Annotated in this window: 9 protein-coding genes; 1 reads left to right on the forward strand and 8 read right to left on the reverse strand. The window is 68.1% G+C overall.

The features are described from left to right. Positions 1-18 precede the first annotated feature (18 nt). From gspG to purL, 6 genes are all read right to left on the reverse strand, one after another. A complete protein-coding gene (gene gspG, locus ABE546_RS05290; RefSeq protein ID WP_313209244.1) occupies positions 19-450 on the reverse strand; it encodes a type II secretion system major pseudopilin GspG in 432 nt (143 codons plus the stop codon). Positions 451-498: 48 nt separating this feature from the next. Beyond that, the gene (locus ABE546_RS05295; RefSeq protein ID WP_313220133.1) at positions 499-1,719 is read right to left on the reverse strand and encodes a type II secretion system F family protein; all 1,221 of its coding nucleotides are present in this window, start codon (positions 1,717-1,719) and stop codon (positions 499-501) included. Between the two features lie 37 nt (positions 1,720-1,756). Beyond that, entirely contained in the window at positions 1,757-3,484 is a 1,728-nt protein-coding gene (gene gspE, locus ABE546_RS05300) for a type II secretion system ATPase GspE (RefSeq protein WP_313209242.1), read from the reverse strand. Between the two features lie 126 nt (positions 3,485-3,610). Continuing rightward, the gene (locus ABE546_RS05305; protein ID WP_346462886.1) at positions 3,611-5,464 is read right to left on the reverse strand and encodes a S8 family peptidase; all 1,854 of its coding nucleotides are present in this window, start codon (positions 5,462-5,464) and stop codon (positions 3,611-3,613) included. A 161-nt stretch (positions 5,465-5,625) separates the two neighbouring features. Next, positions 5,626-13,197, reverse strand: coding sequence for an ESPR-type extended signal peptide-containing protein (locus ABE546_RS05310; RefSeq protein ID WP_346462887.1), 7,572 nt, complete (start codon positions 13,195-13,197; stop codon positions 5,626-5,628). 450 nt (positions 13,198-13,647) lie between these two features. Beyond that, complete coding sequence (purL, locus tag ABE546_RS05315) at positions 13,648-17,532, reverse strand: phosphoribosylformylglycinamidine synthase (protein WP_313220010.1); 3,885 nt, start codon at positions 17,530-17,532, stop codon at positions 13,648-13,650. Positions 17,533-17,823: 291 nt separating this feature from the next. On the opposite strand from purL, the gene ABE546_RS05320 reads away from it, so the two are divergent. Further along, positions 17,824-19,932: a glycosyl hydrolase family 18 protein gene (locus ABE546_RS05320; RefSeq protein ID WP_313209234.1), complete on the forward strand. Its 2,109-nt coding sequence runs from the start codon at positions 17,824-17,826 to the stop codon at positions 19,930-19,932. 99 nt (positions 19,933-20,031) lie between these two features. On the opposite strand, the gene ABE546_RS05325 is transcribed toward ABE546_RS05320, so the two are convergent. Both ABE546_RS05325 and xerD read right to left on the reverse strand, forming a co-directional pair. After that, the gene (locus tag ABE546_RS05325; RefSeq protein ID WP_313209232.1) at positions 20,032-20,811 is read right to left on the reverse strand and encodes a thioredoxin fold domain-containing protein; all 780 of its coding nucleotides are present in this window, start codon (positions 20,809-20,811) and stop codon (positions 20,032-20,034) included. Between the two features lie 99 nt (positions 20,812-20,910). Next, positions 20,911-21,888, reverse strand: a complete 978-nt coding sequence (xerD, locus tag ABE546_RS05330; protein WP_346462888.1) for a site-specific tyrosine recombinase XerD — start codon at positions 21,886-21,888, stop codon at positions 20,911-20,913. Between the last annotated feature and the right edge of the window lie 16 nt (positions 21,889-21,904).

The raw sequence follows: 21,904 nt of genomic DNA on the forward strand, positions 1-21,904 counted from the left end.
CAGCGCTCCCACTGCCGATTACTCGTACCGGATGTCCGCGTCGTAACTGCTGCCACCGACCTTGCCGTCCTTGCCCAGGCTGATCAGGTCGTACGGCTGGCTTTCGCCCGGCACGCGGTACTCCAACGCATGACCCCACGGGTCATTGAGGTCGGCCGGCTTGGCGTACGGCCCGAGCCAACCCGCGCTGCCGCTGGGCTGGGTGACCAGATCATCCAGTTTGGCCGGCAGCTTGCCGGTATCGAGCTGATAGTTGTCGATCTTGCCGGCCATGGTCTGCACCTGTGCCTTGGCGATGTTGGCCTTGCCACGATCGGCGCCGCCGAGCACGCGGCTGCCGACCAGGGTCAGCACCGCACCGATCAGCACGATCACGATGATGATCTCCAGCAGGCTCATGCCGGACTGGTGGCGCGCGGAAGAAAAGCGGGTCAGGCGACGGCGTTGCATATGGCAGGCTCCTTGCATCGAATCGTTGGGGTATTCACCAGCGGCCGGTCAGCCGATGGCATTGGTCAGGTCGTACAACGGCACCAGCACGGCCACGATCACCAGGCCGACCACCGAAGCCAGCACCAGGGTGATCACCGGCACCAGCGCCGACAGCAACCGGTCGATCGCGCGCGCGCTTTCCTGTTCGAACGTATCGGCGGTCTTGAGCAGCATCGTATCCAGCGCGCCGGATTCCTCGCCGACCTGGATCATCTGCAGCGCCAACCGCGGAAAGCGTTTGCCGCGCGCCAACGATGCCGACAGGCCGTTGCCGTTCTTGACCTCGTCACTGGCTGCATCGACATCGGCGGCCAGCGCGCGGTTGCTCAGCACGTTGCGCGCGATGCCCAGGCCGGACAGCAGCGGCACGCCGTTGCGCAGCAACGTGCCCAGGGTGCGGGCCAGGCGCGCGGTTTCCAGCTTGGCCAGCAGCGGGCCGATGCCGTTGCGTTGCAGCAGCCAGCCATCCATGGCCAGGCGCGTGGCCGGTTGCCGCAGCCGCCGCTCCACCACCAGCGCGATCACGGCCGGTACCACGATCATGATGATCCAGCCTTCGCGCACGACCAGGCCGGCGGTGAGCACCCACTGGGTGAACCACGGCAGCGCGACATCGAGGCTTTCGTACATCAGCGCGAACTGCGGCACCACGTAGCCCAGCAGGAACAGCAGCGCACCGCCGACCACCGCCAGCAGGATCGCCGGGTAGATCAGCGCGTTGATGACGCGGCCTTTCAGCTCAGCGCTGCGCTCCAGATAATCCGACAGCCGCTGCAGGGTGTCGTGCAGGCTGCCACCGGCTTCACCGGCGCGCACCATGTTGATGTACAGCCGCGAGAACAGCCCGTGCTGGCGCTCCAGCGCGGTGGAGAGCGGCGCACCGCCGCGCACGATGTCGCGGATGTCGGTGACCACCCGGCGCGTGCGCTCGTCTTCAGGCAGTTCCAGCAGGATGCTGAGCGCACGGTCCAGTGGCTGCCCGGCACCGAGCAGCGTCGCCAGTTGCTGGGTGAACTGCACCAGCCCACCGCCGTCGAACGGTTTGCGACGCAGCAGCGCCGCCCAGGATGACGCCCCCGCGACACCTTCGCTGGCCAAGCGCGCCTCCATCGGCATGTGACCCTGGTCCTGCAGGCGCGCGGCCACCTCGGCTTCGCTGGCCGCGTCCATCTGGCCCTCGAACAGTTCGCCATGCGCGTTGAGCGCCTTGTAGCGGTACTGGGCCATGCTCAGCCGCCCACCGGGTGCCGACCGCATGCACGCATCAGGATTCCTCCGTCACGCGCAGTACTTCTTCCAGCGTGGTATGGCCCTGCAGGGCCTTGGACAGGCCATCCTCATACATGGTGCGCATGCCGGCCGCGCGCGCGATCTGTTCGATCTCGCCCATGCCGGCGCGACGCATCACCGCGCTGCGCAGCGCATCGTTCATCACCAGGAACTCGACGATGGTGGTGCGGCCGAGATACCCGGTGGGCGCGATCGCCGAGGGCTGTGCACGGTAGAGGAAAATCTCCCCCTCCGGCTGCAGGCGGCGCAGGCCGAATTTGTCGATCTCTTCCGGTGAGGCACGGTAGCGCTGCGCATGCTGCGGCTCCAGCCGGCGCACCAGGCGCTGGGCGAGGATGCCGTTGATCGTGGAGGTCAGCAGATAATCTTCCACGCCCATGTCCAGCAGGCGGGTGATGCCGCCGGCGGCATTGTTGGTGTGCAGGGTGGAGAGCACCAGGTGGCCGGTGAGCGCGGACTGGATCGCGATGCGGGCGGTTTCCAGATCGCGCATTTCGCCAATCATGATGATGTCCGGATCCTGGCGCACGATGCTGCGCAGCGCATTGGCGAAATCCAACCCGATCTGCGGTTTGGCCTGGATCTGGTTGATGCCTTCGATCTGGTATTCGACCGGATCTTCGACAGTGATGATCTTGACGTCGGCGGTATTGAGCTGGCTCAGCGCGGTGTACAGCGTGGTGGTCTTGCCCGAGCCGGTGGGGCCGGTCACCAGCAGGATGCCATGCGGCTGCTCGAGCACCTTGCGGAACTGCGGCAGGAATGCCTCGGTGAAACCCAGCCGATGGAAATCGAACACCACCGTATCGCGGTCGAGCAGGCGCATCACCACGCTTTCGCCATGCGCGGTGGGCACGCTGCTGACACGCAGATCGAGCTCCTTGCCCTGCACGCGCAACATGATGCGGCCGTCCTGCGGCAGGCGACGTTCGGCGATGTTGAGCCGCGCCATGATCTTGATACGGCTGATCACCGCGGCCGTGAGATTGACCGGCGGGCTTTCCCCTTCGATCAGCACGCCATCCACGCGGTAACGCACTTTCAGGCGATTCTCGAACGGTTCGATATGGATATCCGAGGCGCGCAGTTCCACCGCCCGCTGGATGACCAGGTTGACCAGCCGGATCACCGGCGCTTCGGAAGCCAGATCGCGCAGGTGTTCGATGTCGTCGACCGCAGCGCCCTCCCCGTCGGCGGTCTCGATGATCGCGCCCATCGCGCTGCGGCCCTGGCCAAACCAGCGCTCGATCAGATCGTCGATCTCCGAGCGCAGGCCCACGTGCAGGCGCACCGGCAGGCCCATCGCCAACTGCACCGCATCGGCCGCATACGGGTCCTGCGGATCGGACAGCCACAGGTCGAGCACGCCGTCCTGGAGGACCAGCGGACAGACATGGAATTGTTTGAGGAAACGCAGCGTCAGCGGCAAGCCATCGAGCAGCGCTTCGGGTGGCGCTTCCGGCACGGCCTTGGCGTCGAGCAACGGCAGGCCGAGCACCTCGGCACAGGTCTGTGCATGGTCCCGCTCGGAGACCAGCCCCAGCCGCACCAGCAGACCGAGCAGGCTGCCGCCGGACTCACGGTGCAGCGGACGCGCGCGGGCCAGGTCGCTGTCCTTGAGCCGACCTTTCTCCAGCAATACCCCGACGATGCGGGATTCGGCGGTGGCTTCTGCAGTGGGATCCTGGGCAACCGCGTTCAAGCACTTTCTCCTGGCAACCGCTGCGACTTTAGCAGTTCACCGCGATCGTACGCGGGATTGCACACGGTCCAGATGTAAAAACGGGAGCCCGTCACATGACGGACTCCCGTTGGGGTTTTACCGGTCTTACTGGTTGGCGAGGATGCTCACACCGCTGAACGCGGACTCACCGACCACCTTGATGTAATACGTGCCGGCCACCGGCGCGGTGAAGCGCACGGTTTCACTGTTGCCCGGACGCGTGGACTTGGCATCGAACGCGGTCGCGGTCGGCTCCTTGCCCTGGCTCACGTACACCGACACATTGCCGCTGCCACCGTAGGTGAGCAGGCTCAGCACCTTGCCGGCCTGCGCCTCGAAGCTGTACAGCACTTCGCTGCCACCGGCGCCGCTCAGGCCACCGACGGCGACCTTGTTGGTCAGCGGCGTGGCCACCGGGCCGCAGTTCTCGGTGCACTCTTCTTCCAGCGCCTTGTCCAGGGCGGCCTTGGCATCGACGATGCCGGTGCCGATCGGGGTGGCGGTCGGGATGGTGACCGGGAAGGCCCGTGCGGTCTGCTTGAGCAGGGCTTCCAGCGCAGCCGGAGTGAGTGGATCCTTGCCGGCCGCCGCGACCGCGCCCTGCACCAGCGCTGCCACCGCCGCGACATGCGGGGAGGCCATCGAGGTGCCGGCCATGCCCACGTAGCTGTAGGCACCGGAGGTCGGCGTGGTCAGGCCGTTGTAACCGGACTGCCACACGTAGCCGCCCGGATTGCCGTCCACGCTGCCACCGCCGCCCGGGCCGGACAGGTCCACCACGGTGCCGAAGTTGGAGTAGTAGGCGATCCCACCGGTGATGCGGGTGGCGCCGACCGCCACCACGTTGGCGCAGCTGGCCGGACGGAAATTGGACGCGTTGGAGGCCGAGTTGCCGGCGGCGACCACCACGGTGGTGCCGCGCGACACGGCGCCATTGATCGCATCCTGGTACAGCGCATCACACGCGCCGCCGCCGCCCAGGCTCATGTTGATGACCTCGGCCGGATTGGCGTTGGCCGGGATCCCGGCCACCGTACCACCGGAGGCCCAGGTGATCGCATCGGCGATGTCGGACAGGTAGCCACCGCACTTGCCGAGGACGCGGACCGGCAGGACGCGCGCCTTGTACGCAACGCCCGCCATGCCCACACCGTTGTTGGTGGACTCGGCGATGGTGCCCGCGACGTGGGTACCGTGCCAGGAGCTGTCATCGGCCAGCGAGCCGGCATAGCACTCGTTGTCGTTTTCTACCCAATCACCGTAATCCAGCGCACCCGGCACGCGCTCGTCGGTCGGTCGGCGCGAGGTTTCCGCATCGCTGATGAAGTCGTAACCGGCCAGCAGATTGCCGGAGAAATCCGGGTGCTGCGGCAGGATGCCGGTATCGAGCACCGCCACCACCACGCCTTCGCCCTGGGCGATGTCCCACGCTGCCGGCGCATTGATGCCGCCGGTAGCGCTGTTCAGATGCCACTGGTACTGCGCGTAGTACGGATCGTTCGGCACCAGCTGCGGGGTCGCGTGGCGCGGGCGCACATCGGTGCGCTGCAGCTTCACGTCCACTTCGGCGTACTGCACGGAGGGATCGGCCTTGATCTCGGCCAGCACCTTCTGCAGTTCGGCCGGGCTCAAGCGGCCCTGCAGGCGGATCAGATCGGCACCGACACCGAGCTTGCGCACGATCTGCGGGTTCACGGCACTGGCACGGCCGGCGGCGGAGCCACCGACACTGGCGCGGGCGACCGCCGACTGCACGGCCGTCAGCTTGGCCGAACGATCCGTGGCCGCAGCGGTGCCGGCGCGGTACTTGACGATGATGCGCTCTGCGCCCTGGGCGGCAGCCGGCTGGCGCACCGGCTCCTTGGCCGGCAGGCCCGCTGCATAGGCGCTGGCGCCTGCGGACAACGACAGCACGGCGGCTGCCAGCACATTGATGCGAAGGTTCTGCTTACTGGTCACGTTGACGTCCTCTTCAAGGTCATGGATCAAACGACTGTTCAGGCCAACACTCCATGCGAGCTCCCTGGCCGGCCCTGGCCAGGGTTCCCGTGACCCGCCCCCTCAGGCCTTGCATTGCGTTGCAACGGGGCCGCGCACGGCCCCGCATTGAAACCAACGGCTTACCAGCCAAAGCCGGCGCCCACGCCGACCGAGCTGTCATCACTGCTGAAGGCACCGCCCAGGGTCACCGTGGCGCGCTCGCTGAGCGCGCGCTGGTAGCCCAGCGACAGCGCCGATTCGCCGCCCTGGAAACCGACGCCGACACCGACGCGGTTCTGGGTACGCACGCCGGCGGCGCTGGTGGCCATGTTGAGCATGGCCGCGCTCATCGCCCCCTGGCGATCAATGCGACGGTCCTGGTGACGCAGGCGCTGGTCGATCTCGCCCTTGTAGATGTCGAAGCTGTCGGCCATCGAGGTGAAGCGCTGGTCGGTATAGCTGTTGGCGGTCGCGATGCCGCCGTCCAGCTGGCCCTTGTTGACCGCATCGGTGGCCTGCGTGCCAGCCGCCACGTTGGCGACCTGGCGTTCGTTGCCGACGCTGCCGACCGAGACCGTATCGGCCCGATCGGCGACCGAGCCCTGGCCCAGTGCCACCGAGTTGGCGGCCGAGGCGGTCGCGCCCTGGCCGATGGCCGTGGCCGAGGCCCCGCTGGCCACGGCACCGTCGCCCATCACCACCGCATTGACTGCCGCCGGTGCCGCGGCCGGTGCGCTGAGCGGCTGGCTGCCGCCCACGCTGGCGGCGGTGGGCGTGCCCTGCACCGACGCGATGGCGTCGTCGCTGGTGGCGCTCATCACACTGGCCTCCGGTGCGACGCTGGCCGTAGCGAGCGCGGCGGTACGTGCCCGTGCACCGCTACTGCTGCCACCGGCCACGCGCTGATCGAGATCGCTGACCTTGCGGTCGAGCGCGCCCAGTGCATCGCCCACGTTGCTGTACGTCGCGCCCTGGATCACATAGTTCGGCGCAACGAACACGCCCTGCATGCCCACGCTGGCACCGCCACCGAGGAAGGTGGCGACATCGGTGAGCGATTGGAACAACTGCCCACCGTTGATCGCCTGGCGGCTGCCGGACGCGATCGAACCGCTGCCGACGTTGTCCAGCGTGGTGCCCTGCAGACCCGACAGGGTCAGCGTGTCGCGGCTGCTGTCATCGTAGGTCAGCGCATTGGCGGTGACGTTCTCGACCGAGCCGATGCGGGTGTCGATATCACCCACCTGGGTTTCCACCGCGCCGACGCGCTGGTTGGTGGTGTTGAGCTGGCCGCCGGTCACGGCATCGGTGCTGCCCGCGGCAATGCGGCCAGCTCCGACGTTGACGATGCGGCGCGTGGCCGGGCCATCCGTGCCGTTGCCGCCACCGACCGACACCACATTGGCTTCGACCGCGCGCGAACCGGACCCCAGCGCCACCGCGTTGGCACCGGAGACACCTGCCGCTGAACCGATCGCGATGCTGTTGGCCCCGTTGCTGGCGAATGCACCGTTGCCGATCGCCACGCCATTGGTCGCATTGGTCGAGGCCTGCCGGCCCAGCACGGTGCTGTTGGCACCGCGTGCCGAGGCATCGGCACCGACCGCGGTGGCCCCGGTCGCCGAGGCGACGGCCGCGGTACCCAGCGCACTGCTGCGTGTCGCACTGGCGGTGGCACCGGAACCGGCGGCGAGTGCATCACTGCCGCTGGCCGTGGCCACCCCGCTGCCGCTGGCCTGGAAGTGCTTGCCGACCGCATCGGCGGTGGCTGCGACCGAATCGAGCTGCGACTTGGTCACCGCGTCACTCGCATTGATCGCGTCACCGACATTGGTGATGCGGCGCGTGGCCGGGCCGGTGGTGCCATTGCCGCCGCCGACCGAGACCACATTGGCCTCGCTGGTGCGGGCACCGGCGCCGAGCGCGACGCTGCCTGCGCCACTGGCCGACGAACTGGTACCGACCGCCGTGGCGTTCAGGCCGCTGTAGGCGTAGCTGTCCTGGCCGATGGCCGTCGCGCCCTGCGAGGTTGCCCATGCCAACTGCCCCACCGCGGTGGTGCGTGCGGCGGTGGCCCAGGCGTTGGAACCGGCCGCGACGCTGTTGTCGCCACTGGCCTGCGATGCGTAGCCGATCGCATTGGCGTAGCTGCCCGACGCGGCACTGCCCCAGCCCAGTGCGGAGGCGTAATCACCACTGGCCTCGGCCCCATAGCCCAGCGCCGTGGTGCGTACCCCACTGGCCGCGCTGAAGGTACCGACCGCCGTGCTGTAGTCACTGCCTGCTTCGGCGCTGTAGCCGAAGGCCGCGGACTGCAGCCCGGCCGCCGTGGCACCGGCACCGGTGGCGGTGCTGAAGCTTCCTTCGGCCTGCGCCCCCGCACCGAGTGCGGTGGCACCGACGGCGCTGGCGCTGGTGGCCTTGTCGAGCAGCACGTTGCCGTTCTCATCTTCGTAATACAGCGCACCACCGATGGCGGTCGCTGAGTCGGCCGTGGCCGAGGCGTTGAAGCCCGATGCCGAGGCATTGCGGCCGGAGGCCAGCGAACCGCTGCCATAGGCCGAGGCCCCGGTGCCGAACGCGTTGGCGGCCTCACCCGCGGCGGTGGCATACGCCCCGTCGACATAGCTGCCGACGTCGTCGCCATTGCCGCTGCCCGACGCCTGGAAGAAGCGGCTGGTGGTTTCGGCCACATCGGCGACCGCATTGAGCTGATCGACATTCACTGCGTCAGTGCCTTCGGTACCGGCGGCGACGTTGGTGATCTGGCGTTGTGCGGTGGCCGTGCCGACGGAGACGGCATTGTCGCGGTCAGCGACGGACCCGGCACCCAGCGCGACGCTGTTCACGCCCTCTGCGCTGGCACTGGCGCCCAGCGCGGTGGCATTGCCTGCATCGGCCCACGCGTTCCAGCCGATCGCGGTGGCGTAGTCATCGGTCGCCCAGGCACCTGCACCGAACGCCGAGGCACCGGTTCCCGAGGCACGCGACGGCAGCAGACCGAAGAAGGTCGTGCCACCGATCGCCACGCTCTCATCGCCGGTGGCTTCGGAGTATTCACCGACCGCCACCGCACCCGAGCCGGACGCGGTCGAGGCCGCACCGACCGCGACGGCGTAAGCGTTGGAGGCCACCGCGCCATAGCCCAGTGCGGAAGAGAGCTGGCCGGTCGCTTCGCTGTAGCTGCCGAAGGCCGAGGCGCCGGCTTCGGACGCATTGGCGCGGAAGCCATTGGCGGTCGCCTGCTGGCCGCTCGCCGTGGACTGGCTGCCGGTGGCCGTGGCGTAGGCCCCTGCGGCCTGCGCGCCTGCACCGGTGGCAGTGGCGCCGATCTCGCTGGCGCTGGCGCCATTGCCGATGGCGACGCTGTCTTCGCCGGTGGCCTGCGCGTCACTGCCCACTGCTGCGGCACCTGCGGCGCTTGCCAACGCGTTGAAGCCAATTGCGGTGGCGTTGTCGGCGATGGCGGTGGCGCCACTGCCCAGCGCGCTGGCGCCGTTGCCGATGGCATTGGAAGCCTCACCGGCAGCCAGCGCATTCTCGCCTTCCACGTAGGCACCAGCGTCGCTGTCATCGCTGCCGCTGGCCTGGAAGTACTTGCTGGTCGTCGCAGCCGCATCGGCTACTGCATTCAACTGATTCACGTTCACCGCATCGGTGCCATCGGTACCGGCCGCGACGTTGGTGATCTGGCGCTGCGCGTCGGCACTGCCGACCGAGACGCTGTCATCGCGATCGGCGATCGAGTCCGCACCGAGCGCCACGCTGTTCGCACCGCTGGACGTGGCCGCATTGCCGAGCGCGGTGCTGTTCACGCCCGGTGACCATGCACCGCCGCCGACAGCCGTGGAGTAATTGCCCGAGGCTTCCGTAGGCAGCAGGCCGAACAGCGCACCACCGACGGCCACGCTGTTGGTACCGCTGGCCAGGCTGCCCTGGCCGGTCGCGGTGCTGTAGGCACCGGAGGCTTCGGCATCGCCGCCGAGGGCCACGCTGTTGGAGCCGGTCGCCTGGGCGAAGCTGCCCAGCGCGGTCGCGTTGAAGGCCGAGGCCACGGCATAGCCGCCGATCGCGGTGGTGTAGCTGGCGGTCGCTTCGGAGGCGAACCCGTAACCGGCCGAGAGCGTCCCGCTGACCACGCTTTCCGCACCGACGGCGGTCGCACCATCACCGCTGGCGCTGCTGAAGTAACCCAACGCCACCGATTCCTCACCGGTTGCATCGGACAGCGCACCACCGGCCAGACTGCCGGCGCCGGAGGCGACGCTGGCCGCACCCGTCGCGGTGCTCTGCTCGCCGGAGGCCAGACTCTCTGCACCCGTCGCCGTCGCGTACTCGGCGGTCGACTGCGCGTTGGCACCGGTTGCGGTTGCATTGGCACCGCTGGCGACGGCATTGAAGCCCACTGCACTGGCGTTGTCGGCCAGAGCGAAGGCACCGCTACCGATCGCCGATGCGCCGCTGCCGGCCGCGAAGCTGCTCGAGCCGATGGCCGTCGCGTAGTCGCCATCGGTCGCCGCGTTCGCACCAGCGGCCACGCTCTCCTCGCCACCTGCGACGGCAACACCGTCACCGCTGGCCTGGAACTGGTCCGTCGCGGCGGTCAGCTGATCCAGATTGACGGCATCGCTGCCCTCGGTACCGGCGGCAACCTGGGTGATCTGGCGCTGCCGGCCATCGTTGCCAACCGAGACGGTGTAGGCACGGTCGGCGACGGAACCGGCGCCGAGCGCCACGGTATTGGACGCGCTGGCATTGCTGCCCGCACCGATACCGATCGCGCTTTCACCGCCGGCCACCACGTTGGTGCCGATGGCGATGCTGTTGATGCTGTTGCCGAGCGCCTGGAAGCCGACGGCGACGCTGTTGTCGCCGTAGCCGAAGGCACCGCGGCCAAGCGCGGTGGAACTGCTGCCGCGCGCCCAGCTGTTGTAGCCGATCGAGGTGGATCCGGTACCGCTGGCCCACGCCGACTGACCCACCGCCGTGGCGTTGGCTTCGGTGGCCCACGCACTGGAACCGAAGGCGGTGGCGCCATCCGCAGTGGCCCACGCATATGCGCCGGTTGCCGTGGTTTCTTCACCGCTGGCGAAGGCGTTGTCGCCCTGCGCCACACTGTAATCGCCGGTGGCGCGTGCCTTGTAGCCACTGGCCAGGCTGTTGCTGCCGGTGGCCTGTGCGCCACTGCCGAACGCGTTGCTGGTGGTGCCGGTGGCCTGTGCACCGGCACCGACCGCCACGCTGTCCGGCGCCGCGGTGGCACCGATCAGGATCGCATTGCCCTGGTCATCCACCAGCGGCTGGTTGTACTCGTCATACGCCTGGCCGAGGCCACCAATGGCCACGCTGCCGTTGCCGGTGGCGCTGCTGTTGCGGCCCAGCGCGACGGTGTCATCGCCGACCGCCGTCGCACCACCACCGACCGCCGTTGCCCCGGCGCCCAGCGCATTGCTGGCCTCACCGGCCGCCAGCGCATCCTCGCCATCGGCGAATGCACCGACCGCACCGCTGGCCGCACCGTTCGCCTTGAACTGCGCCGAGGTCGCCGAGGCCGACGTCGCAACCGCATCGAGCTGCGCCTTGTTGACCGCGTCTGTGGCTTCGGTACCGGCCGCGACGCTGGTGATCTGGCGCTCATTGCCGACGTCACCCACCGAGACCGTGTTGTCCCGGATGGCGGTGGAGTTGGCACCCAGCGCGACGCTGTTCGCGCCTCGCGCAGTGCTGTAGAAACCGACGGCGGTGCTCAGCTCACCGCTGGCCCAGGTCTCCGCGCCGAGTGCGGTGGCGCCCTCGCCCGGCGCGTAGGCAAAGTAGCCCACTGCCGTGGCTTCCGTGCCCGAGGCTTCGCTCAACGTGCCGTTGGCCACGGCGTAATCACCACTGGCGATCGCGCCGGCACCCACCGCCGTAGCGGCTTCGCCACTGGCCTGGGTCTGCACGAAGAAGCCCAACCCCGGCAGCAGATCCGCCGGACCGCCAATGGCGGTACTGCTGTTGCCGGTCGCCACGCTCTGCGTACCGACCGCCGTCGCGTAGTCGCCGGTGGCATTGGAGACCGCGCCGAACGCCGAGGCCTGTGCACCGGATGCGTAAGCACCCACGCCGTACGACGACGACGCGAAGCCTGCGGCTTCCGCACTCGCGCCCACTGCCGTGCCGCCCACGCCGGCGCTGGTTGCACCGGTATCGACCGGCACGCCCCCATTGGTGATCAGCGGGTTGCCATCGGCATCCACCGCTGCCCCGCCCACGGCCACGCTGCCCGGTCCGTTGGCCTGCGCGTTGGTGCCGAAGGCTGCGCTGTTCTGACCGGTAGCGCTGGCGTTGTAGCCGACGGCCGTCGCGTTCTGCGCGGTGACGGTGGCGCCGCTGCCGAGCGCGGTCGCGCCGTTGGCCAGCGCGTTGGACGCCTCGCCGATCGCGGTCGCGTTATCGCCTGCTGCAAACGCACCGGCATCGCTGTCGCTGCTGCCGGTGGCCTGGAAATACTTGTCTGTGTTGGCGGCAACCGCGCCAACGGCGTCGAGCTGCGCCTTGTTCACCGCATCGCTGTCTTCGGTGCCATCGGCCAGGTTGGTGATCTGGCGACGCAGGCCGTTGTCCGCATTGCCGACCGACACCGTGTCGACGCGATCGGCATACGAGCCGGCACCGAGTGCCACGCTACCCACTGCAACCGCGGCCGAATTCGCGCCGAGCGTCGCGCTGAAATCCGCGACCGCGACGCTGAACGCACCCACCGCCACCGAGGCTTCGCCCGCGCTGGCCGCACCGCGGCCCAGCGAGGTGCTGCCCGGCCCGATGGCCAGTGCACCACCACCGATCGCGGTCGCACCATCGGCGCTGGCTTCGGCCAGACCACCGATCGCCGTTGCCGCACCGTTTTCACTGGCCGCTACCGCTGATGCGCCCAGGGCGACATCGCCCAGACCAAACGCTGCGGCGCTCTGGCCGAGCGCGATGCTGGCATCACCGAAGGCCATGCTGCCCTGGCCGAACGAACTTGCGCCGAGGCCAACCGCGAGTGCCTGGCTGCCAACGGCAGTGGTGGCATTGCCGATGGCCTGACTGCTGTTGCCCAGGGCCGTTGCGCCGTCGCCATCGGCGTTGGCGCTGGCACCTGCGGCCAGTGCACCCTCGCCATCGATCTTCGCCGCATCGGCGTCGGTGCCGTCACCATCGGCCTTGAAATAGCGGGTCGCGCCTTCGGCGGCGACCGCAACCTTGTCCAGCTGCGCCTTGTTCACCGCATCCGTAGCGGCGGTGCCGGCGGCGACGTTGGTGACCTGGCGCTCCTTGCCGGCATCACCGACCGACACGGTGTTGGCGCGGTTGGTTTTCGAGCCGGCGCCGAGCGCCACGCTGTTGGCGCCGGAGGCGGTGCTGTTGCTGCCGATGGCGACCGCGTTGGTGCCCGAGGCCGTGGCGTTGCCATCGACCACGCAGCTGTCGATGACCTTGCTGTTCAAGACCACGCAGTTCGCATTCCCGCCCACTTCCACCGACTGCGCGTGCGCTGTCTGCGTGGCGCCTGCCACGCCCAATCCAAGCGTCAGCGCGATGGCGGCCGAGAGCAGTGCGGTGTTGCGTCCGCCAGCGGTTCGGCGTTGATCGATGACGACACCCGAGGACTGGCTGCTGGCCAATTCCGAGGCGACGACCATCTGCCCCAGTGCTTTGTTCCAGACCTTGCGATAAATCCGATTCATCGATGCGGCTCCTGATTAGGCTGGTTTTAGGCAAAGCGACGCCAACGCCGGACCGCGTGGTCCAACGTCCCCTGGGGGCGTTTTTTCGCTTGATTTACTGCGTTGTGCGCAATGGCTGGCAGATACCTACAGCGTGCTCGCCATCCATGCGGTTACTGTGGAACTGAACGCTGTCGAAATGAGGATGCAGTGTTAACGTACAGTTTCAATGACGTCAAGACTTTGACGTTGATTTTGATATGACCGTGTCGCGCGTCACAAAAACGCCGCGTTATTGCGCATTTTTGTTAGCTGCATGTGAGCAAACGATATAACGGATTTTCACGTTGTAACGCCGTGTAACTCATTGCTCCCGATGAGTTTGTGCACCGCATAAAAGAAAACCGCCGGACAGGCCGGCGGTTTCTTCACGCGATTTTCACTGCATCGATTTTGATGCGTTGCGCAGTATCAGCCGCACCATACTCTTGCGTTGCGGAACATCCGCAGCCACGGTGAATCACCGTTCCAGTCCTCCGGATGCCAGCTGTGGTTGATCGCACGCGGGGTGCGTTCCGGGTGCGGCATCATGATCGTGGTGCGGCCATCGGTGGTGGTCAGGCCGGTGATGCCGTCGGGCGAGCCATTCGGATTCAGCGGGTACTGGGTGGCCACGTTGCCATCGCCATCGATGTAACGCAGCGACACGCGCGCCGCGGCCTGGTCGATTGCGTTGGCGAACACCGCCTGGCCTTCGCCATGCGCCACCGCGACCGGCAGGCGTGAACCGGCCATGCCACGCAGCAGGATCGACGGCGATTCCACCACTTCCAGCAACGCGGTGCGCGCTTCGAACTGCTCGCTGCGGTTGCGACGGAACTGCGGCCAGTGCTCGGCACCGGGAATGATGTCCTTCAGCTGGCTCATCATCTGGCAGCCGTTGCACACGCCCAGCGCGAAGCTGTCCTCGCGGGCGAAGAAAGCCGCGAAGGCATCGCGCAGCGCGCCGCGCTCCAGCACCGAGGTGGCCCAGCCGCGGCCGGCACCGAGCACGTCGCCGTAGCTGAAGCCACCACAGGCCACCAGACCGGTGAAATCGGACAGTGCAACACGGCCTTCGATCAGATCGCTCATATGCACGTCGAACGAACTGAAGCCGGCACGTTCGAAGACGTTCGCCATTTCAATCTGGCCGTTGACGCCCTGCTCGCGCAGCACCGCCACGCGCGGACGTGCGCCGGTGTTGATGAAAGGCGACGCCACATCTTCGTTGATATCGAAGGTCAGCTTGGGCTTCAGGCCCGGCGCGTTGAAGTTGCGCGCGATCGCACGCTCCTGGTCGGCGTTGTCCGGGTTGTCGCGCAGCTTCTGCATGGCGTGGGTGACCGACCACCAGGCATCGAACAGCGCTTCCCAGCGCCACTCGACCAGGCTTTCGCCCTGCAGCGAGACACGCACCACCGGGGCGGTGGTCGGACGCGCGATGCGCTGCGCGCATTCGGTCAGTGCATGGCGTTCGACCAGATCAGCAAACGCGGCGCGGTCTTCCTTGGCGATCTGCACCACCGCACCCAGCTCTTCATTGAACAGGCTGCGGAACGGATCATCGCCCCAGGCATCCAGGGTGATGTCCAGGCCCAGGCGCGAGGCGAAGGCCATCTCGCACAGCGCGGCAAACGCACCGCCATCGCTGCGGTCGTGGTATGCCAACAGCAGGCCGGCCTGGCGCGCATCGCGGATCAGTTCGAAGAACGCGCGCAGGCGCTGTGCATCGTCCAGATCCGGCACGGCACCGGCGAAGGCCGGCAGCGCGGAATGGTCGGCGTGCACCTGGGCCAGGATCGAGCCGCCCAGACGCTGCTTGCCAGCGCCCAGGCCGATCAGCCACAGCTCGCTGTCGGCGTCACGGTCCAGCAGCGGGGTCAGCTGGCCGGTCGCATCGGCAACCGGCGCGAACGCCGAGATCACCAGCGACACCGGCGACACCGACTTGTGCGCCTGCCCGTTGTCCTGCCACTGCGCCTGCATGGAGAGCGAGTCCTTGCCGACCGGAATGCTCAGGTCCAGCTGCGGGCACAGCTCCATGCCGACCGCACGCACCGCGTCATACAGCAGCGCGTCTTCGCCGTGATGGCCCGCCGCGGCCATCCAGTTGGCCGACAGCTTCACCGTTTCCAGTGCATCCACCGGCGCCGCACACAGGTTGGTGATCGCTTCACCGACCGCCATGCGCGCCGACGCGGCCGCATCCAGCAGCGCCAGCGGAGTGCGCTCGCCGATCGACATCGCTTCACCGGCCACGGTGTCGAAACCGGCCAAGGTGATGGCGACGTTGGCCAGCGGCAGCTGCCACGGGCCGATCATCTGTTCGCGTGCGGTCAGGCCACCGACGCTGCGGTCACCGATGGTGACCAGGAAGTTCTTCGAGGCCACCGAGGGATGGGCCAGCACGCGCAGACCCGCTTCGTGCAGGTCCAGCCCCGCGGTCTTCAGCGCCGGCCAGCGCGGCGCCGACGGGTGCACGGTGTCGCGGTGCATCTTCGGCGCCTTGCCGAACAGCACGTCCATCGGCAGATCGATCGGGGCATCCACCGGGGTATTGCCCACGGTGGCGCCGTACGCCACGACGAGCCGCTCTTCAGCGGTTGCGACGCCAACGGCGGCGAACGGGCAACGTTCGCGCGCGCACAGCGCGGCGAACTCGGCCAGGCGCGCCTGCGGCACACCGAGCACGTAGCGTTCCTGCGATTCGTTGCACCACAACTGCATCGGCGACAGCGACGGGTCATCGGCGGGCACCTTGCCCAGATCGATCACACCGCCCACGCCGGAGTCATGCAGCAACTCGGGAATCGCGTTGGACAGGCCACCGGCGCCCACGTCATGGAACCAGCGGATCGGGTTGTCCAGGCCGAGCGCGACGCAGCGGTCGATCACTTCCTGGCAACGACGCTCCATTTCCGGGTTGTCGCGCTGCACGCTGGCGAAATCGAGGTCTTCGGCGCTTTCACCGGAGGCCACCGAGCTGGCGGCGCCGCCGCCCAGACCGATCAGCATCGCCGGGCCACCCAGCACGATGACGGCGTCGCCGGGCTGCAGGCGCAGCTTCTCGACCTGGTTCTGGTCGATCGCGCCGAGGCCACCGGCCAGCATGATCGGCTTGTCGTAGGCGCGGGTCAGGCCCTCGCCTTCGGGCAGTTCGAAGCTGCGGAAGTAGCCAAGCAGGTTCGGGCGGCCGAACTCGTTGTTGAACGCGGCGCCGCCGAGCGGGCCGTCCAGCATGATGTCCAGCGCCGGCGCCATGCGCGGGTTCAGCGCGCGCGGGGCCTCCCACGGCTGCGGCAGGGTCGGGATGCGCAGGTGCGAGACCGAGAAACCGGTCAGGCCGGCCTTGGGCTTGCCGCCGCGTCCGGTCGCACCTTCATCGCGGATTTCACCGCCGGCACCGGTGGCCGCACCCGGGAACGGGGCGATCGCGGTCGGGTGGTTATGTGTTTCCACCTTGATGCAGAACGCCGAATCGACCACGGCTTCGCTGCGGTACTGACCGGTGGCCGGGTCCGGGCGGTAGCGCGCGGCCGGGAAACCGGCGACCACCGCGGCGTTGTCGCTGTAGGCGCTCAACGTGTGCTGCGGGGTCTGCTGGTGGGTGTTCTTGATCATGCGGAACAGCGAGTGCGACTGGTCGGCACCGTCGATGGTCCAGCTGGCATTGAAGATCTTGTGGCGGCAGTGCTCGGAGTTGGCCTGCGCGAACATCATCAGTTCCACGTCCGACGGCTTGCGGCCCAGTTCGCCGAAGCGCTGGCGCAGGTAGTCGATCTCGTCCTGGGCCATGGCCAGGCCGAGGCGGCTGTTGGCTGCCTCCAGATCCTCCAGGGCGATCCGTTCCAGCTCACCGCGCGCCGGGGCGCTGAACAGCGCCTGCGCCTGGGCGGTCTCGGCCAGCACGGACTGGGTCATCGGGTCGTGCAGCGCGCGGATCACCGCTTCCTGCGCGGCCGCGTCGGCCGGCCAGCCGGCCAGATCGATGCGCAGGCCACGTTCGACCCGGCGGATCGGTTGCCCGGCACCGCGGACCAGCTCGGTGGCCTTGCTCGACCACGGCGACAGCGTGCCCAATCGCGGCACCACGAAGCGCGATACCGCCCCGTCCTCACGCCCGGCCAGGGTCGGCTGGGCCTCCAGGATCCGGCTCAGGATCACCGGGTCCGGGGCCGCATCGCCCTCGGTCTGGATGAAGTAGACATGCCAGGCACCGGTGATGCGCAGATCGGCTGCCAGGGACTGCAGGCGGGATTCAAGACGTTCGCGGCGGAACGGCGAAAGGGCGGATGCGCCCTCGAGGACCATCATGTCCGGGGAACCGTGGTTGGGAACGGGGCCCACTATTGTACCCAAGTCGGCCGCCGCGGCCCGGCCCTGGGGATCGGCCTGCCTGGGAGGCGGCAAGGTGCGTTCACACCCGAACCATGCGCTGGTTCACGGATTGCGCCGGGATTACATGACAACGTTATCACCACCTGGCCCCAGCGCCCGGTGCTGTCCGTCCCCCATGTCGTTGCCGGCCTCTCTCACCGGCGCCCGGACCTGCTGCACGCATGCCGCCATCCCGGCGGCATGCGCCCACCTGATCGGAGACCGACCATGCCAGACCCGATTGCGCGCCGTGCAGTGACATCGTTTTCCTCCCCCGCCCTGCGTCCGCGCCGACGGCGCTGGTTGCTGGCGCTGGCCTTGGCCGCTGCCGCCGGCACGCCCACGCTGGTGCAGGCCGCGAACTGTACCGGGGCGCCCGAATGGAATGGCGCGGCCATCTATCTGGCGGGCCAGACCCTGCAGAAAGGCGGCGTGCTGTACCGCGCCAACCAGGACATCTGGAACGCCCCACCCGACCACCCGGCCGGTGCGCCCTACTACACCAACCTCGGTGCCTGCGATGGCAGCGGCAGCAACCAGCCGCCCAGCGTCGCGCTGACCTCGCCCGCCGCCGGGGCCAGCTTCACCGCCGGCAGCAGCATCACGGTGAGCGCCAATGCCAGCGATACCGATGGCAGCATCAGCAAGGTCGAGTTCTTCCGCGGCGGCACCTCGCTGGGCATCGACACCAGCGCCCCCTACAGCGTGGTCTGGAGCAATGCCTCGGCCGGCAGCCACACCTTCAAAGCCGTGGCGACCGACAACAACAACGCCGTGACCTCTTCGGCCACCGTCAATGTGACCGTCACCGCGGCCAGCAACGACACCACGCCACCCAGCGTTCCGGGCGGATTGGCGTCCCCGTCCAGAACCGCCACGACGGTGAACCTGGCCTGGAACGCGGCCACCGACAACAGCGGCGGCAGCGGCGTGGCCGGCTACGACGTGTACCGCAACGGCAGCCTGGTCGGCTCGCCCAGTGCCACCCAGTACACCGATGGCGGCCTGGCCGCGAGCACGGCCTATACCTACACGGTGCGGGCACGCGACAACGCCGGCAACGCCTCGGCGCAGAGCGGCTCGATCAGCGTAACCACGGCCGCCGGTGGCGGCGGGGGGGGCGCCAAGCGGGTGATCGGCTACTTCACCCAGTGGGGCATCTACGGCCGCAATTACCAGGTCAAGAACATCGACACCAGCGGCTCGGCGGCGAAGCTGACCCACATCAATTACGCCTTCGGCAACGTGCGCAACAACCGCTGCGAAGTCGGCGTGACCCAGGCCTCCGACCCGAACACCGGCGTGGGCGGCGATGCCTACGCCGATTACGGCAAATCCTTCGCGGCCGGCGACAGCGTGAGCGGCACGGGCGACACCTGGGACCAGCCACTGCGTGGCAACTGGAACCAGCTCAAGCAGCTCAAAGCCAAACACCCGAACGTGAAAGTGCTGATCTCGCTGGGCGGCTGGACCTGGTCGCGCGGCTTCTCCAGCGCGGCGCAGCCGGCCAACCGGCAGGCGTTCGTGGCCTCGTGCATCGACGCCTACATCAAAGGCAACCTGCCGGTGGCCGATGGTGCGGGTGGTGCGGGTGCGGCGCTCGGCGTGTTCGACGGCATCGACATCGACTGGGAGTACCCGGTGGCGTGCGGGCTGAGCTGCGGGACGCCGGCCGACAACGCCAACTTCACCGCGCTGCTGGCCGAATTCCGCCGCCAGCTTGATGCGGTGCGGCCCGGCCTGCTGCTGACGGTGGCCGTGGGCGCAGGCGTGGACAAGATCCGGGTGACCGATCCGGCCAGCTACCACCCGTATCTGGATTTCATCAACGTGATGACCTACGACTTCCACGGCGCATGGGATCCGCAGACCAACCATCACTCGGCCCTGTTCGATTCACCGGCTGATCCCTCCACCGGCGACCAGAAGCTCTACAACAGCAACGATGCGATGGAAGCCTTCCTCAGCCGCGGGGTACCGGCCAGCAAGTTGAACCTGGGCATCGGCTACTACGGGCGTGGCTGGACCGGCGTGGCCAGCGGCAACAATGGGCTCTACAAGAGCGCCAGCGGCGCGGCACCGGGCACGTACGAAGCCGGTATCGAAGATTGGAAGGTGCTGAAGACCCTCAACTGGCCGGTGTACACCGACAACGTCGCCAAGGCCACGTGGATCTCCAACGGCACCACGTTCTGGAGTCTGGATACGCCCGCGATGGTCACCGAGAAGATGGGCTATGTGAAAGCACAGGGCCTGGGCGGTGCATTCTTCTGGGAGTTCAGCGGCGATGATGCGCAGGGCACCCTGACCAAGGCGATCAGTGACGGCTTGAAGTAAGCCCGCCTGACACGGGGCGCTGCCTCGCGGATCCCGCAGGGACGCGTCGCGTTGATCGCAACAACGAAAACGCCCCGGCCTGGCCGGGGCGTTCTGTCTTCAGCGGCTGCCGCCTGCCGAGACGCGCTCCAGCGCGGCCTTGAGCTGCGCCGGCGGCAGGTAGCCACCGAGCTGGGTGCCATCGGCGGCGAAGATCGCCGGGGTGCCGTTGACGCCCATCTGCTGGCCGAGCTTGTACTGCATGGCCACCGGATTGGTGCAGTTCTTCGGGGTGACGGCCTTGCCGGTCTTGGCGGCGGTCAGGGCCTGCTTGCGGTCGGCAGCGCACCAGACCGAGATCATGTCGGTGTAGTCCTGGCTGCCCAGGCCCATGCGCGGGAAGGCCAGGTATTCCACGGTGATGCCGTTGCGGTTGAGCTCGGCGATGTCCTGGTGCAGCTTGCGGCAGTAGCCGCACTCGATGTCGGTGAAGACGCTGACGGTGTACTTGGCATTCGGCGCGGCAAACACGATGCGCTCGTTGTGCGGCACGCCATCGAGCAGCTTGCGGCGGTAGCTGAGCAGGCCCTGGCTGCTGACCGGCGCCTTGTTCTGGATGTCGTACGGCTGGGACTGCATCAGGTAGCGGCCGTCATCAGAGACGTACAGCACCTGGCCTCCGACCAGCACCTCGCGGAAACCGGCAAACGGCGCGGCCCCGATGAAATCAGGCTTGAAGGTGGGGTCCAGCTGCTGCAGCGCGGTGCGCACGCGCTGGTCGGCATCACCGGCAGCGGCCGGGGTGGCGGCAGTGGTCTTGGCCGCCGGAGCGGACGGTTGCTGCGCGCAGGCAGACAGGCTGAGCGCGCCGAAGAGCGCCGCAATGGCAACACGGAGCATCGAGCATTCCGGTGTAAGAGGTCAGGCTGGATTCTCGCACAGCTGCCTGCTCACGCAGCTGGACCGCAGTGGAACGGCGCGGCCGCGTTTGGCCCCGCCTCAGCCGCGCGGGTGGTGCTTGGCGTGCAGCTTCTGCAGGTGCTCGCGGGCCACCAGCGTGTAAATCTGGGTGGTGGACAGCGAACTGTGGCCGAGCAGCATCTGCAGGGCGCGCAGATCGGCGCCCCGGTTGAGCAGGTGGGTGGCGAAGCTGTGGCGCAGGCCATGGGGACTGATCCGGGCGGGGTCGATCCCGGCCAGCACCGCGTACTTCTTCACCAGCCCCCAGAACTGCTGGCGGCTCAAGGGATGCAGGGAGGGCTCCAAAAACATCGGCACAGCGCCGTCCTGTGGCGTCGGCACGTTGCGCTTGCCGGTGAGCTGCGGGCGCGATTCGGCCAGATAACGTTCGAGCCAGTGCTGGGATTCTTCCCCCAGCGGAACCAGCCGTTCCTTGCTGCCCTTGCCGGTCACGCGCAGCACACCTTGGCGCAGATTCACCGCATTGGCCGGCAGGTTGACCAGTTCGCTGACGCGCAGGCCGGCGGCATACATCAGCTCCAGCATGGCGCGGTCGCGCAGCCCAAGCGGCGTCTCGATGTCGGGACTGGCCAACAGCGCATCGATCTGGCTTTCGGCCAGCGCCTTGGGCAGCAGCCGCGGCAGCTTCGGCGGATCGAGCAACGCACTGGGGTCATCGCTGCGTTCGCCGCGGCGGACCGCATCGGCGAAGAAGGCCCGCAGCGCGGAAAGCAGGCGGGCATTGCTGCGCGGCGACCAGCCATGGCGGGAGCGCCAGGCCAGGTAGTCGAACAGCCCGGCGCGATCGAGACCGGCCAGCCCCCCGGCCGCGCCATCACGCCAGCGCGCGAGACCTTCCAGATCGCGCCGGTAGCTGTCCAGACTGGCACGCGCGAGGCCGTGTTCGGCCCAGGCCGTGTCGAGGAAGCGCTGGATGCGGACGTTGTCGTCGTTGCGCAGCTCGGGCAGGTGCTGGATGAGCTGGCGGCGCAGTGCGGGGGTGGTGGCATCGGACATGCGCACAGCATACGGA

The organism is Stenotrophomonas sp. TWI377, assembly GCF_039674525.1.
Classification (GTDB): Bacteria; Pseudomonadota; Gammaproteobacteria; order Xanthomonadales; family Xanthomonadaceae; genus Stenotrophomonas.